Below are 13806 nucleotides of genomic sequence, written 5' to 3' on the forward strand. Positions count from 1 at the left end.
ACAAAACGCCCAATCCCATCAATTCCAATTCGTTTTTTCAAAGCTACCGCAAATCAAGTAACTTTACCGAAAAAAAGAACAATGGAGACCCGGTTTATTCGAAAGCTACGGCTTTAAGCACGCATTCGTTTTAGCCGAATCCTTCTTCCAACTACCCGAGTCACCGCTCAGGCATCCTATGTATAAAACCACCGAAATTACCTCCGCCGAAATTGCATCCGACAATCCTGTTCACCAACGGCTGTTGTTTCCGTACGTCGAAGCCGCCAAAATCGTGCGCGGCAAGGTACTGGAAATCGGTTGCGGCTGGGGACGCGGACTCGAATTGCTAACCAAAGCGGCTGATCACTATACTGGCATCGACAAAAATGAGGAGTTGATTCAATCGCTTCGTCAGGAATACCCACAATCTACATTTATTCAGGCCAATATTCCTCCACTGAGTGGGTTAGCCGACAACAGCTTCGATTATATCGTCACATTTCAGGTCATCGAACACATTCAGAATGATGAACTGTTCATTAAAGAAGCGTTTCGGGTTCTGAAACCCGGTGGAACACTGCTGCTGACCACCGTCAACCGCCTGTTTTCGCTGACCCGCAATCCATGGCACGTGCGCGAGTACACCGCCGACGAGTTAAAAAGCCTGATGCTGCGGTATTTTCCAAAAGTCGATACCCAAGGCATTCACGGCAACGGGAAAGTGATGACGTACTACGAGCAGAACAAGAAATCGGTCGAGAAAATTACGCGCTACGATGTGCTCAACCTGCAACACCGCCTGCCCCGCTGGATGCTTCAGGTGCCTTATGATTTGTTGAACCGCCTGAACCGCAATAAATTACTGGAACAGGACGGTTTGGCCGCCGAGATTCAGTACACGGATTATGAGCTGACCAACACGCCCGCCGGAAGTCTGGATTTCTTTTATCTGGCCCGGAAATAACTCGCTTGTGTGAAACCCTGACAGGGCTTTATCGCTGTCAGGGTTTCACACAAGAACTACTCTTTCCCAACCCTATTAGACTCCTTGATCGCCTGCCCAATTTCGTCCCACTGCTCCGGGGTCACGTTTTCCAGGTGATTGAACTCCCCCGCCGACAGCACTTCACCGCCATCGATGGTGATGCACTCGCCGGTCATATACGCCGAGTAATCAGACAGTAAATAAGCCGCCACGTTCGCCAGTTCCTGGTGTTCGCCAGCCCGTTTGAGCGGAATACGGCTAATGGGATCCATCATCTTCACCAGTGGTTCGGGAAAAAGCCGGTCCCAGGCACCCTTGGTAGGAAAAGGGCCGGGTGCAATCGCATTCAGGCGAATACCGTATTTCGCCCACTCGGCCGCCAGTGATTTGACCAGGATCAACGCTCCGCCTTTGGCGACGGCGGAGGGAACAACGTAACCGGAACCCGTTGTGGCATAGGTCGTTGAGATATTTAAAACCGTTCCCGGAATCTTATTTTCAATCCAGTATTTCCCCACCGCCAGCGTGAAATAGTACGTCCCGCGCAACACGATATCGACCACCACGTCGAACGCTTTGTAGGATAACCGCTCGGTTGGGCTGATAAAATTTCCGGCGGAGTTATTCAACAGCGCGTCGATCCGCCCAAATCGTTCGACGGTTTGGGCAATCACCTGCTCGATTTCCAGCGGTTTACGCACATCACAGGCCAGCGGCAACACCTGCCCGCCCGTTTCGTCCATCAATTCAGCGGCAGCGGCTTCCAGAACGGGTAATTTTCGGCTGCAAATGACCACATTGGCACCCAGTTGCAGAAAATACCGGGACATTGATTTCCCCAACCCCGTACCCCCACCCGTAACAATAATTGTTTTATCTTTCAACGCGCCTTCGCGCAGCATTCCTTCAGCTTTGATCATATTCAGTTGGACAGTTTAAGGTCTATAGTGTCTGGTTTAGGGTTTCAAAAGGTATGCATCAGGAAATAGCGTCCTGGCCTACAAACCTACACGTTAAACTATAAACTAACATTACTTATTTTAGCGCGTAAACCAAAACCGTATGCATCCCGAAACTCTCGCCATTTACCAAAGCCGTATGGCCGACGCCAACGCCGGAGCTGTCGTCCCGCCCATTTCGCTCAGCACCACCTTTGAACGGGAAGCCGATGGCTCGTTCCCACACGGGCATATCTATAGCCGGTCTAGCAACCCAAACCGCGATCTGCTCGAAACCGCCCTGGCTCAACTGGAAGGCGGTTTTGCCGGACTGGCCTTTAGCTCCGGGCAAGCCGCCACGATGACCCTGCTGCTGGCCCTCCGACCGGGGGATCACGTCATTCTCGGCGATGATGCCTATCACGGAACCCCGGCTTTGCTCGAAGAACTTTTTCACCCTTGGGGATTGACTTACACCCGCGTCGATTTTACGGATCTGGAGGCCATTCGCAGTTCCATTCACGAAAATACCAGCCTGATCTGGATCGAAACCCCGTCCAATCCGCTGTTGAAAATAGCCGATATTCAGGCCATTGCCGATCTGGCGCACAACGCCGGCGCGTGGTGTGCCTGCGACAATACGTGGGCAACGCCGATTCTGCAACGCCCGCTTGACTTAGGCTGCGATGTGGTGATGCACTCCACGACCAAGTACATCGGCGGCCACAGCGACGTGTTGAGTGGCGCGTTGATTTTCAGGGAAGACGGTGATTTCTACCAGCGGGTTCGGCGGTATCAGACGCTGGGTGGTGCCGTAGCAGCTCCGTTTGATTGCTGGATGCTGTTGCGCGGCACCAAAACCCTGACCACCCGGGTGAAGGCGCAATCGGCGACGGCTATGCAACTGGCGCAATTTCTGCACGAGCATCCTGCCGTCGAAGCGGTTCATTATCCGGGTCTGGAAAGTCATCCGGGACACGCCATTGCGCAAAAACAGATGACGCGGTTTGGGGCCATGCTGTCGGTTCAGATCAAAGGCGGTTCCGACGCAGCCATGGCCGTTGCAGGTCGCGTCCAGCTCTTTACCCGGGCCACGAGCCTCGGCGGGATCGAAAGCCTGATCGAACACCGGGCTTCGGTGGAAGGCCCCAATACGACGACACCCCAGAACTTACTACGGATTTCGGTTGGTCTTGAACACGCCGACGATCTGATCACTGATCTGGAACAAGCGTTAAATGCGCTGACTTAAACCGTTACCTGGTGTTTTTTCAGGTGGGTCAACTGCTCACTCAGCGTCCAGAGCTTCGTGGCATTGAACCGGCTTTGGGCGGCTTCGCTGGGCGGTTTAGGCCGGTTTTTGGCAAAATACAAACCCGTCACTTTGTCTACTTCGGGCGACGAGGCCAGGTAAATACCGGTTCTGGCGCCTTCTTCCGGGCTGATGAAAAAAGGACGCGCTATGTTGAAGAGAAATCCTTTCAGATTGCTGTAGTCCTGGGCAAAATTGGTTTTCACCACGCCGGGGTGCAGGCTGTTGGACGTGATGCCATCATCGGCCAGACGTTCAGCTAATTCGTTGGCAAACAAAATATTACACAACTTCGAGGCTCCGTAGGCTTTCATGCCTTCATACTGCCGTGGTTGGGCCAGTTCATCGAATTTGAAACCCCGATCCCAACGGTGCGCTTCGGAGGAGACGGTAATGACGCGGGAATTGGTTCCTTTCCGAAGCAGGTCGATCAACAGATTTGTCAGCAGAAACGGCCCCAGGTGGTTGGTGGCAAAGGTTAGCTCGATGCCTTCGGGCGTATATTGTTCTTTTTCAATGTATAAACCGGCGTTGTTGATCAGCACATCCAGCCGGTCGAAGCGGTCGATGACTTCCCGGGCGGCCTGAATTACCGACGACTGGCTGGCCAGATCACACCAGAGCAAATCGACATACCCGGTTTTGCTGACACTCTTGATCTCCTGACGAACGGGCCGGGCTTTTTCCAGATTCCGGCAAAGCATGATGATATTGAAACCTTTTTTGGCTAATTCTAAGGCAGTTATTCGCCCGATGCCGGAATTGGCACCAGTAATCAGACACGTTCGGGACTGCATGGTGGTTTGTTTGGGTTACAGGAATGGTAACCCGCTGAGGAAGGAAGAAGTTTTGGGAATGGAGTAATAACGAATATTGAATGCTGAATAACGAATAACGAAGTGATGCCTCCTCACTGATCAGCGCCCCTTCTTTCGATATTCAATATTCGTTATTCAGTGTTCGATATTTACTTGAATTATAAATGTAAAATGGTGAATATCAAATGTAAAAGTTAGAAGAACCAGCCACTTTTACATTTAATATTCACCATTTTACATTTATAATTCCTTATTTCACAGCCGCTTGCTCGCGCTTGAACAGCTCGACCAGCGTATCGACGGCGTAATCCACTTCTTCGACAGTATTGTATTTGCTGAATGAAAACCGGATGGCGCCCCGCTCGGCATCGTTGTGGGGCAAAGCTGAAAGCACGTGGGAGCCGAGGTTGGAACCACTGGTGCAGGCACTGCCGCCCGAGGCCGAGATGCCCGCAATGTCGAGGTTGAATAACAGCATGTCGCTCATTTCGGACGACGGCAGACCGACGTTCAAAACCGTATACAAACTTTCGGAGAGATTAGCCGACAGCCCGTTGAACGATACGCCATCCAGCCGTTCGCACAGTTGACCAATCATCCGGCTTTTCAAACTTTCGATGTACTGCCGGTGGCTTTCCATTTTGGCATACGCTATTTCCAGCGCTTTGGCCAGGCCCACAATTCCATAGACATTTTCGGTTCCGCCCCGCATGTTGCGCTCCTGCGAACCGCCGTGAATAAACGGATGAATCGGGCCGCGACCGGATTTGGTATGTGCATTCACGTACAGAAAACCGACGCCTTTGGGGCCGTGGAATTTATGGGCAGCGCCGACGATAAAATCGACCGGAAGCTGCTGTAAATCATGCCGATAATGCCCCATTGTCTGTACCGTATCGGAGTGAAAAACCGCTTTGTATTCCTGACAGAGACGGCCAACGGTTTCCAGATCGAGCAGGTTTCCGATCTCATTATTGCCGTGCATCAGCGACACGAGGGTGCCGGGATTCGCCCGGAGCAATTCTTCCAGATGCGCCAGATTGATGCGCCCCTCCTCATCCACTTCCACCAGATTCAGCGTAACCGCACCCTGCTTATGAAGGTGTTCGAGCGTGTGCAATACGGCATGGTGTTCGAGCGGAGACGTGATGGCGTGCGTCAGGCCGTAGGTTTCGATGGAACTGCGGATGGCGGTGTTATCGGCTTCGGTTCCGCCGGAGGTAAAGAAAATTTCGGCCGGGGACGTGTTGAGCAGCGTAGCGACAGTTTTCCGGGCCCGTTCGATGGCCGTCCGGACTTTCCGTCCGTGGGAATGAATTGAAGAAGGATTGCCGAATTCCTCAGTCATGAGCGGAAGCATGGCTTCCAGCACCTCCGGGTCGAGTCGGGTGGTGGCGGCATTGTCAAAGTAAGCGCGCATTGTGATGTTGTGTAATACACCACAAAGGTACTAAATTAGAAATTGCCCCCAACCTCAGAAATTGCCCCCAACCCCCTAAAGGGGGCTAAAACATCCGGGTTCCAAAGCCGCCTTTAGGGGGTTGGGGGCAATTTCTGAGGTTGAGGGTAGTTTTGATTATAACTTGGCGGCAATCACTTCTTTAATATCCGAAATGATTTTGTTGGCCAGGTAATCCGCCGTTGAAAGCGTATCGGATTCGGAGTAAATCCGGATAATGGGTTCGGTATTGGATTTGCGCAGGTGCACCCACTCTTTGTCGAATTCGATCTTGACGCCGTCGATGGTGTTGATGGGATTTTTGGCGTATTTGGCCTTGATCCGGTCCAGCACCGCGTCGACATTGATGTCGGGCGTCAGTTCAATTTTGTTTTTGGAAATGTAATAATTCGGGTACGTCCGGCGCAGCATCGATGCCGATTTGCCAAATTTGGCCAGGTGCGTCAGGAAAAGGGCAATGCCCACCAGCGCATCACGACCCAGATGCAAATCCGGATAGATAATCCCGCCGTTGCCTTCACCACCGATGGCCGCATCGACCTCCTTCATCATTTCCACCACATTGACTTCGCCAACCGCCGAAGCCGAGTGTTTGCCACCGTATTTCTGCGTCACATCGCGCAGGGCCACCGTCGACGACAGGTTCGAAACCGTATTGCCCGGTTTTTGATCTGCCGACCGGTTTTTCAGCACATAATCCGCCACGGCTACCAGTGTGTATTCTTCGCCAAACGGAGAACCGTCTTCGCAGATGAGCGCCAGCCGGTCGACATCGGGATCAACCACAATGCCGAGATCGTATTCGTTTTTCTCTATTTCGACAATGATGTCGCGCAGATTTTCGGGCAGCGGTTCCGGATTGTGGGCAAACTGACCCGTGGGTTCACAATGCAGCCGCTGAATCGATTCCACGCCCAGGGCTTCCAGCAACATCGGAACGACAATACCGCCGGTTGAATTGACGGCGTCGACGATGAGCCTGAATTTTCGGGCCGCAATGGCTTCTTTGTCCACCAGCGGCAGGGCCAGAATGGCATCGATGTGCTTCTGAAGCCAGGTGTCGTCGGTTCGGTAAGAACCTAACTTCTTGACGTCCACAAAGTCGAACGCTTCCGATTCGGCCATTGCCAGCACATCGGTGCCGTTTTCTTCGGAAATAAATTCACCTTTCTCGTTTAGCAACTTAAGTGCATTCCACTGAATCGGATTGTGGCTGGCCGTCAGGATAATCCCCCCGGCGGCTTTCTCGCCCGTCACGGCCAGTTCAACCGTTGGCGTAGTCGATAAACCCAGATCAATCACATTCAGCCCCAACCCCTGGAGGGTGGCAGCTACCAGTTTTGAAACCATTTCACCCGACAACCGACCGTCCCGCCCAATCACGACCGTACGGTTATCGGGATGGCGTTGCCGTACCCACTGTCCGTACGCTGCTGAAAACTTCACTACATCCAGGGGTGTAAGGCCATCGCCACTACGCCCACCAATGGTTCCACGAATTCCGGAAATCGACTTTATTAATGCCACGTTGAAAGAAATAATGAATATACTGAATGGTTTACGTATAAATGGTTTTATTTATTGAACGGCTTGATTATTAAATGATTACTCAGTACAAACGAATGCATAATCCATTTAACCATCCGCCCATTTCCAACCACGCAGCCATTGAAACAAAGATAACTTCTTTTTCCGATCCTCGGTCTATTCCGTTCCGGTTATCGAAACGGTCGTCGTCATGGTCGAGCGGGCCTGCCCCCGAAACGCACCGGCTAAAGGGGCCAGGCGATCATGAAAAAAGGAAGCTGCCAGAAAAACATGGTGATTGATGACCACCGAGCCTTCCGTCGGATCGAAACCGCGCCAGCCCGCACCGGGCAAATACACCTCAGCCCAGGCGTGGAGTTCGTGGTCCTGCTGCGGATTTCCGTACAGATACCCACTCACGAACCGGGCGGCCAGTCCAATGCTCCGGCAGGCCGCAATGTACAGCACGGCATAATCGCGGCAGGAGCCTTTGCGTGAAATCAGCGTCATCTCGGCGGACGTTGCCGGTCCTTCATCGCGGGTTTCGTACACAAAATTATTGCAGATCGTCGTGCAGAGGTGCGACAGAAACGGTACGGTTTGCCATTTGGCTTCCGACGCGATCTGCCGCGCGTATTGCTCCACCAGCGTGGTGACGGCGGTTCGTTCGAGATACGGTTCCAGCATTTTCCGGTCGGCGTCCGAATAATTAAACGGGATGCGCTGGGTTTCGAACGGAAACAGAAAAAAGTCGTAGGCATTGTACAGGTCCGATTCAATTTCTGTTTCGGCCCTGACAACCAGCGAATTGGTCTGGCTGGTGAAATAAATCACCTGCTGCGTGTTGCCTTCGATATCGACATTGCTAACCAGCTTGCTGGGTAGCGGGTCAATGTGCAGCGTGTAGTGGTTTAACCGTTGGTGCGGGTAAATTTTGGGGTACAAATACAGTGTGTGCGGTTCGAGAGATACCGCTGCTGAATAGTCATACCGGAGTTCATGCCTTACCCGAAGTTTCATTGGTGCGTAGAGGTGGTTAACGCGTGGCTTTCCGAATTAGAGTATTTTGTCAAATATGGGATTCATCCAGGCCGTTGGGAGTTTACGAACTGAATTGTTCAGTAACGCGCTCCACTGGTTCGACACGCCTTCCATATCTTCTTTTTCGAGTCGGTGCTCGGTCAAGTGAAAACTATCTTTCGCGTATACCACTACATCGAGTGGATAATCCACGTCGTTGGCGCTGACCCGCGTGGCATCAAACGCCAGAAAGCCCATCTTCAGAGCATCCTGCAGGGAGGATTCGTAGGTCAGATTCCGGTACAACAGCGGTTTTCCGTAGCCCGAATTGCCGATGATCTTGAACGGAGAACCGTGGTCCACTTCCACCCAGTTTCCTTCCGGATAGAGCAGAAAAAGTTTGTGTTCTTCGTCGTCTTCCAGTTGCCCGCCCACGATGGCGTTTAGGTTAAAGTGCATGCCGGACGCTTCCAGCGCGGCTTTATCCTCAATGGCTACGCGCCTGACCTGCTCACCGAAGGCATTCACCGCCTTGTACAGTTTGTTAAAGGATCGGTCTTTTTCCCCAATCACTTCCCGAAAGTACGTGATGGCCTTGTCGCGGACGGAGCGCAGACCGGAGGTCATGATGAACAGAGAGTGATTTTCCAGTTCGTGAACCGAAATCTTACGATTACTCGAAACTTCGGAGCCGGAGGTAAGTCGGGTGTCGGCAATGGCGACTAAGCCGGAGGCTACTTTGATACCTAAACAATACGTCATTGAATCTGTAAACTACAAGCTATGGCGAATGGCAAATATACACGTTTCCGAAATTTGACCCCCGATTTAAACCGGTTTTTACAAAAACAACTCGTTTTTGTTTTGACAAGACAGTGGAAAACAGCAAAAAATCAGGTCTGAATTAAAATTTGCCGGACTTTAAAAAAGGGTTTGTTACTTGCGTATCGGATGCGGTACGGGTTCTTTGCCGGGTCGCAATAACCGAAAACAATCCCTCCAAAACGAATAAATATGAAAAAAGAATCGCTGGCTGATGCGCCCAAATACCGGTTCTGGAAACAACAGGCCGAAACCAATGGACTGATCATCAATAAAATAGACGAGTTTTACATCCGCCGACGCCACAACGGCGAGGTGCTTTTCGCCATGCTGGAAGTGGATGCCAACACACCGGAAGGCGACAAAATACCGCCCGCGCTGTTTCTGAAAGGCCACGCAGCCTCGGTACTGGTGTGCCTGATCGACCAGGAAACGAAGGACAAATATGTGGTGCTGGTGCGCCAACGGCGGATCTGCGACGGCTCACACACCTATGAACACCCGGCGGGCATGGTCGACGCGGCCGATGACCCGCAGGAAGTGGCCGCCCGCGAGGTGGGCGAAGAAATCGGTCTGAACGTAAAACCGGAGGAGTTGACCAAACTCAACAACCGGCTGTGGTTTCCCAGCACCGGCACCAGCGACGAAGCCATGCACTATTTCTTCGTGGAGCGCGAACTGCCACGCCAGCAAATCATGGATTTTCACCACAAGGACATGGGCGTAGCCTCCGAATTCGAACGCATCACCACCGCCGTGACGACCTTGCCCGAAGCCCACAAGCTCATCACCAACATCAACGGCTTGCTGATTCACTTTTTATACCTCCACGCGGTGGGTGATTACGACACCATGAAGTTGCTGTAAGTGAGGGAGAAAGGTGCCAACGCACCCGAAAAAAGGGGCAAATGAATAAAAAAGAAAAAGCCGGGCTTGCGAAAAAGGCGTAACAATCACTATATTTGCAACCCGAAACGGGCAGTAGCCCGCGAATGGACCCGTAGTTCAATGGATAGAATTTCGGTTTCCGGTACCGACGATAGGGGTTCGAATCCCTTCGGGTTCACGAACTAGTGCAAAAACCCCCTCTACGCTGCGTAGAGGGGGTTTTTGTTTTCTGAGCCCTCTCCGAATTGTTTTTAAAAACAGTCTTCCCAGCGATAAAAGTTTGAGTTGATAAACAATCCACATCACCGTCCAGCATATTTGTAAAAATGCCGGACGGTATCTGCTTGTTCGGTGTATGCCTTCATGAGATCACTGGTTTGCATTTCCCGGGTCACACGATAATCCCTTCCAATTAGAAAATACTTCATTTGATGGGTTCCGTAGTTTTCTAAAATGGTCCGTTGGTCTTTGTCTTCCTGATTAAAATTGCGGGATCGAACCAGCTTCAAATACAAGGAATCATTTTGATAGAAAGCAACATAATCGACATTTCCATCATTTTCATGTTGAAGAATACGGCGATTTCCCATGGTTTGGGGAGTAATTACTTGAGTTGGTGTCACGGTTTTAATCCACTCCCACTTACCCATTAACTCTGAGCTTAAGGGAGGGGCACAACCACAGCCGGGTTTGTCACAAGCTTGTACCCCTAAGCAAAAAAGTAAAGTCAGGAATATAAAGATATTTCGTTTCATGCCGCTTCCCGTCTTACATGATCAATTTCCATTTATCATCGAAGCGACTCCTCATGAAGAGGGGTGTCGAATCGCCAGAATACAAATTTCACTTCAAATATCCCGAAGTTCCTATAAAAATCCGGGAAATTCCCCCTGATTTATAGGAGTATTTTCACCTTGAATGCGTGCGACTCAAGTGGCAATTTTGATCCACAAATAGCTACTTGTGTTTACAATGAAAAGAGAATCCATTCCATTTAAACGGCCGGCTTATCTTCAAAAAATGAATTCGTCGGTACGCTCTCATTTTGAAAGAGCAACCAGCCTGCCGGTTTTTCTCTCCTCTTCAAGCACACTCAACCTGGAAGATCGTAAGACGATTGTCCGGCAGGCTCTCCTCCTCATTGAACAAAATTACGCTCACCTGCCCCTGAAAAGGGCAATGCACGCAATTGATCCTGTCCAACGACTTAAACTACTTTTACAGACCCTTGAATTTGGTGAAGAAACGAGCATGCCGTCCGAAACCGAATTTCACCACGAAATGACCGACATATTTACGTCGCTTCGGGATCTCCACACCAATTACCTTTTGCCAGATCCGTTCAGGAAAATGACGGCGTTTCTTCCATTTATGGTGGAAGACTATTTTGAGGGCAAAGAACGACGTTACCTTGTCTCGCACGTCTCTCCAGGGTTCAGCCATCCAACCTTCGGTCCGGGGGTAGAGGTGGTCTACTGGAATGGAATGCCCATTGAAAAAGCGGTTTTGAACAATGCAGCCCGTTATGCAGGCAGCAACCGGGAAGCACGTCTGGCCAGAGGGGTGCAAACTCTGACGACCAGGGCACTGATTATTGCCCCTGCACCGAGTGAGGAATGGGTTATTGTCGGCTACCGAACACTCGATGGCGAACTAAAGGAAATCCGATTCGACTGGATGGTGAATCCTCCATTACCGGATGCCGCTGAAGGAGACAGTCGCCAGCAAGATCTGGCGGACATGATGACAACAGGGCTGGATCTGGAACAGGATCTCATTCAGCAAATGCGAAAAGCCCTATTTGCACCGCAAGTTATAAAGGCCCAAAAGCAGGTTGCCGTTAAACTGGCCAGCGGAGCAACGCTTTCGGATCTTGATAGTACACTTCCCCATATATTCCAGGCACGAACAGTAACGACACCATCCGGCACTTTCGGTTACCTGAGAATCTTTACGTTCAGTCACCAGGACGTACCGGGATTTATTAACGAGTTTATACGGCTGATTACGCTGTTGCCGGGAGAGGGTCTGATGCTGGATGTCCGGAGCAATGGTGGAGGCATTATTATGAATGGAGAATTTCTTCTCCAGTTACTGACGCCCCACCCGATCGAGCCTGAACCCGTGCAATTCATTAATACCCCCCTGAATCTGCTGATATGCCGAAACGCGCCCCGCGAAGTGGCTTTAGACCCCTGGATTGAGTCCTTAAAACAAGCTCTCCAATCAGGAGCTTCCTTTTCGGCCGGTTTTCCCATCTCCGAAACCAGGGCCTGTAACCAAATAGGACAGCGGTACTTTGGCCCGGTAGTGCTCATCGTCGATTCACTCTGCTACAGTACGACTGACATTTTTGCGGCTGGGTTTCAAGACCACAGTATTGGCCCCGTGCTGGGGACAGACGGAACTACGGGGGCAGGTGGGGCGAATGTTTGGACCCATGCTATTTTTTCACAGCTTCTGACGGAAGCAGACTCCCCCTATAAGCCATTGCCGAAAGGCACCAGCCTGCGGGTAGCGGTTCGTCGAACCTTACGTGTAGGTCGGCGGGCCGGAACACCGGTGGAAGATTTCGGTGTCATACCGGACGAACGTCACTTTCTGACCAGGAATGACTTACTCAATAAAAACCAGGATCTTATCAATCGGGCCGGGGCTATCCTGTCCACCCTGCCGGTGCGAAAACTGAAAATCAGATCCGGGAAGGTTGCCACAAACCAGGTCAGTTTCACCGTCGATGTCCAGGGAATCACACGGATTGATGTCTACGTGGCAGAGCGCCCGATTGAATCGATCGATATCAAACTAAATCAAACGGCATTTACTCTATCAACGGCCGAAGAAACGCGCCGACCGTTGGAAATCAGGGCGTATGATGGCAATGAACTAGTAGGCCGTTATCGGGCAGAAATCTAATTTTCAGCCTTCCTGATCTTATCGATCCTCATAAATCCTAAAAACGCTATCCCATGAAAAAGCAGAAAAAGAATGCGATCGAATCCTATTTTGCAAAAGCAGATGTAAACCTGGCGCAGGCATTAGCCAATTCAACCTCCCCATTTACTATTGAAGTACGGTTTTTAGGTGGGCTGACCGAAAACCAGAAAAGCGCCTTTAAAACCGCAGCCGACCGCTGGAGCAGTGTCATCGTCGGTGATTTACCGACAATTAAGGTAGACGGCGAGAACATCGATGATGTATTGATTTTGGCGGAGGGCTCTGATATTGACGGATCAGGTGGCATTCTGGGACAGGCAGGCCCAACCCACTTACGCCCCGCCAATGCAGGGGTTACCGCTTTTCTACCGGCTAAAGGCAGAATGACCTTTGATAAGGCCGATCTGGAAGACATGGAAAAAAACGGCAGCTTGACGCACGTAATTACGCATGAAATGGGGCACGTCCTTGGAATCGGTACCATCTGGACTAGAAAAGGGCTCCTGAAAGGAGCTGGAACCACGAATCCAACCTTTACCGGTACCCTGGCCATGTTTGAGTACGGCCAACTGAAAGGCACCAGCCCCACTCCCGTTCCGGTCGAAAATCAACATGGTCCCGGCACACAAGACTCTCACTGGCGCGAGCCTATTTTCCGGAATGAGTTGATGACCGGATTTATTGACGTGGGCAACAACCCGCTTAGCCGGGTCACCGTAGGCAGCCTAAAAGATATGGGGTATGTCGTGGATATGAATGCCGCCGAAGCCTACACACTGCCGAACCTACTCCAACTGGCCGAAAGTGGTGAATTGATTTCTGCGGAGGATTCCCTCGAGTTAGGCACCATGCTGTCTATTATTCCTACGGTATTACCTGAAGACAGTTTACAGTAACAAAACCGCCTATTGCCATGATTCGCTATGCCTGCCTGCTACTTACCCTCTTTCTTCATCACGCCCAACCGCTTTTTTCCCAGTGCATAGGGTGCAAAAATACTGATAGAGCAAAGCAACCTGACACGCTTGCTGTCAGCCGTGGGGGATTGCTCCTTTCCTTCTTACCTACTTTTATACCCTGCAACTCAGCTTTGACGCTCGTTATTCAGGATGACAAAA

General features: G+C 51.1%; 12 protein-coding genes and 1 tRNA gene. 6 read left to right on the plus strand and 7 right to left on the minus strand.

Going from position 1 to position 13806, the window contains the following annotated elements; translation table 11 throughout:
* Positions 1-178: 178 nt before the first annotated feature.
* Positions 179-946 (plus strand): class I SAM-dependent methyltransferase, encoded by a 768-nt coding sequence (locus tag F0P93_RS24390; RefSeq protein ID WP_150880355.1) that lies wholly within the window; start codon positions 179-181, stop codon positions 944-946.
* A 56-nt stretch (positions 947-1002) separates the two neighbouring features.
* Here the strand turns inward: F0P93_RS24390 and F0P93_RS24395 are convergent, their stop codons facing one another.
* Entirely contained in the window at positions 1003-1887 is an 885-nt protein-coding gene (locus tag F0P93_RS24395) for an SDR family oxidoreductase (protein ID WP_225309625.1), read from the minus strand.
* A 142-nt stretch (positions 1888-2029) separates the two neighbouring features.
* Here F0P93_RS24395 and F0P93_RS24400 point away from each other — a divergent pair, with 142 nt between their 5' ends.
* Positions 2030-3157: a trans-sulfuration enzyme family protein gene (locus F0P93_RS24400; RefSeq protein ID WP_150880356.1), complete on the plus strand. Its 1128-nt coding sequence runs from the start codon at positions 2030-2032 to the stop codon at positions 3155-3157.
* Here F0P93_RS24400 and F0P93_RS24405 read toward each other — a convergent pair.
* The 5 genes from F0P93_RS24405 to F0P93_RS24425 all read right to left on the minus strand — a co-directional run bounded on the left by F0P93_RS24405 (position 3154) and on the right by F0P93_RS24425 (position 8803).
* Positions 3154-4014: an SDR family oxidoreductase gene (locus F0P93_RS24405; protein ID WP_150880357.1), complete on the minus strand. Its 861-nt coding sequence runs from the start codon at positions 4012-4014 to the stop codon at positions 3154-3156. The genes F0P93_RS24400 and F0P93_RS24405 overlap by 4 nt on opposite strands.
* Positions 4015-4285: 271 nt before the next feature.
* Complete coding sequence (locus F0P93_RS24410) at positions 4286-5455, minus strand: cysteine desulfurase family protein (protein WP_150880358.1); 1170 nt, start codon at positions 5453-5455, stop codon at positions 4286-4288.
* Between the two features lie 156 nt (positions 5456-5611).
* Complete coding sequence (glmM, locus tag F0P93_RS24415) at positions 5612-7021, minus strand: phosphoglucosamine mutase (RefSeq protein ID WP_150880359.1); 1410 nt, start codon at positions 7019-7021, stop codon at positions 5612-5614.
* A 177-nt stretch (positions 7022-7198) separates the two neighbouring features.
* The gene (locus F0P93_RS24420; protein ID WP_150880360.1) at positions 7199-8041 is read right to left on the minus strand and encodes a transglutaminase family protein; all 843 of its coding nucleotides are present in this window, start codon (positions 8039-8041) and stop codon (positions 7199-7201) included.
* A 36-nt stretch (positions 8042-8077) separates the two neighbouring features.
* Positions 8078-8803, minus strand: coding sequence for a proteasome-type protease (locus tag F0P93_RS24425; RefSeq protein ID WP_114406081.1), 726 nt, complete (start codon positions 8801-8803; stop codon positions 8078-8080).
* A gap of 252 nt (positions 8804-9055) precedes the next feature.
* Here F0P93_RS24425 and F0P93_RS24430 point away from each other — a divergent pair, with 252 nt between their 5' ends.
* A complete protein-coding gene (locus F0P93_RS24430; protein WP_150880361.1) occupies positions 9056-9730 on the plus strand; it encodes an NUDIX hydrolase in 675 nt (224 codons plus the stop codon).
* 127 nt (positions 9731-9857) lie between these two features.
* A tRNA-Arg gene (locus tag F0P93_RS24435) sits at positions 9858-9929 on the plus strand.
* A gap of 124 nt (positions 9930-10053) precedes the next feature.
* On the opposite strand, the gene F0P93_RS24440 is transcribed toward F0P93_RS24435, so the two are convergent.
* Entirely contained in the window at positions 10054-10506 is a 453-nt protein-coding gene (locus tag F0P93_RS24440; protein WP_150880362.1) for a hypothetical protein, read from the minus strand.
* A gap of 217 nt (positions 10507-10723) precedes the next feature.
* Between F0P93_RS24440 and F0P93_RS24445 the strand changes: the two genes are divergently transcribed.
* Together F0P93_RS24445 and F0P93_RS24450 are read left to right on the plus strand one after the other, a co-directional pair.
* On the plus strand, positions 10724-12667 hold the full coding sequence (locus F0P93_RS24445) for a S41 family peptidase (RefSeq protein ID WP_150880363.1): 1944 nt from the start codon (positions 10724-10726) through the stop codon (positions 12665-12667).
* A 53-nt stretch (positions 12668-12720) separates the two neighbouring features.
* Complete coding sequence (locus F0P93_RS24450; protein ID WP_150880364.1) at positions 12721-13584, plus strand: leishmanolysin-related zinc metalloendopeptidase; 864 nt, start codon at positions 12721-12723, stop codon at positions 13582-13584.
* The last annotated feature ends 222 nt before the right edge of the window (positions 13585-13806 follow it).

It is taken from the genome of Larkinella humicola, assembly GCF_008727875.1.
Taxonomy (GTDB): domain Bacteria; phylum Bacteroidota; class Bacteroidia; order Cytophagales; family Spirosomataceae; genus Larkinella; species Larkinella humicola.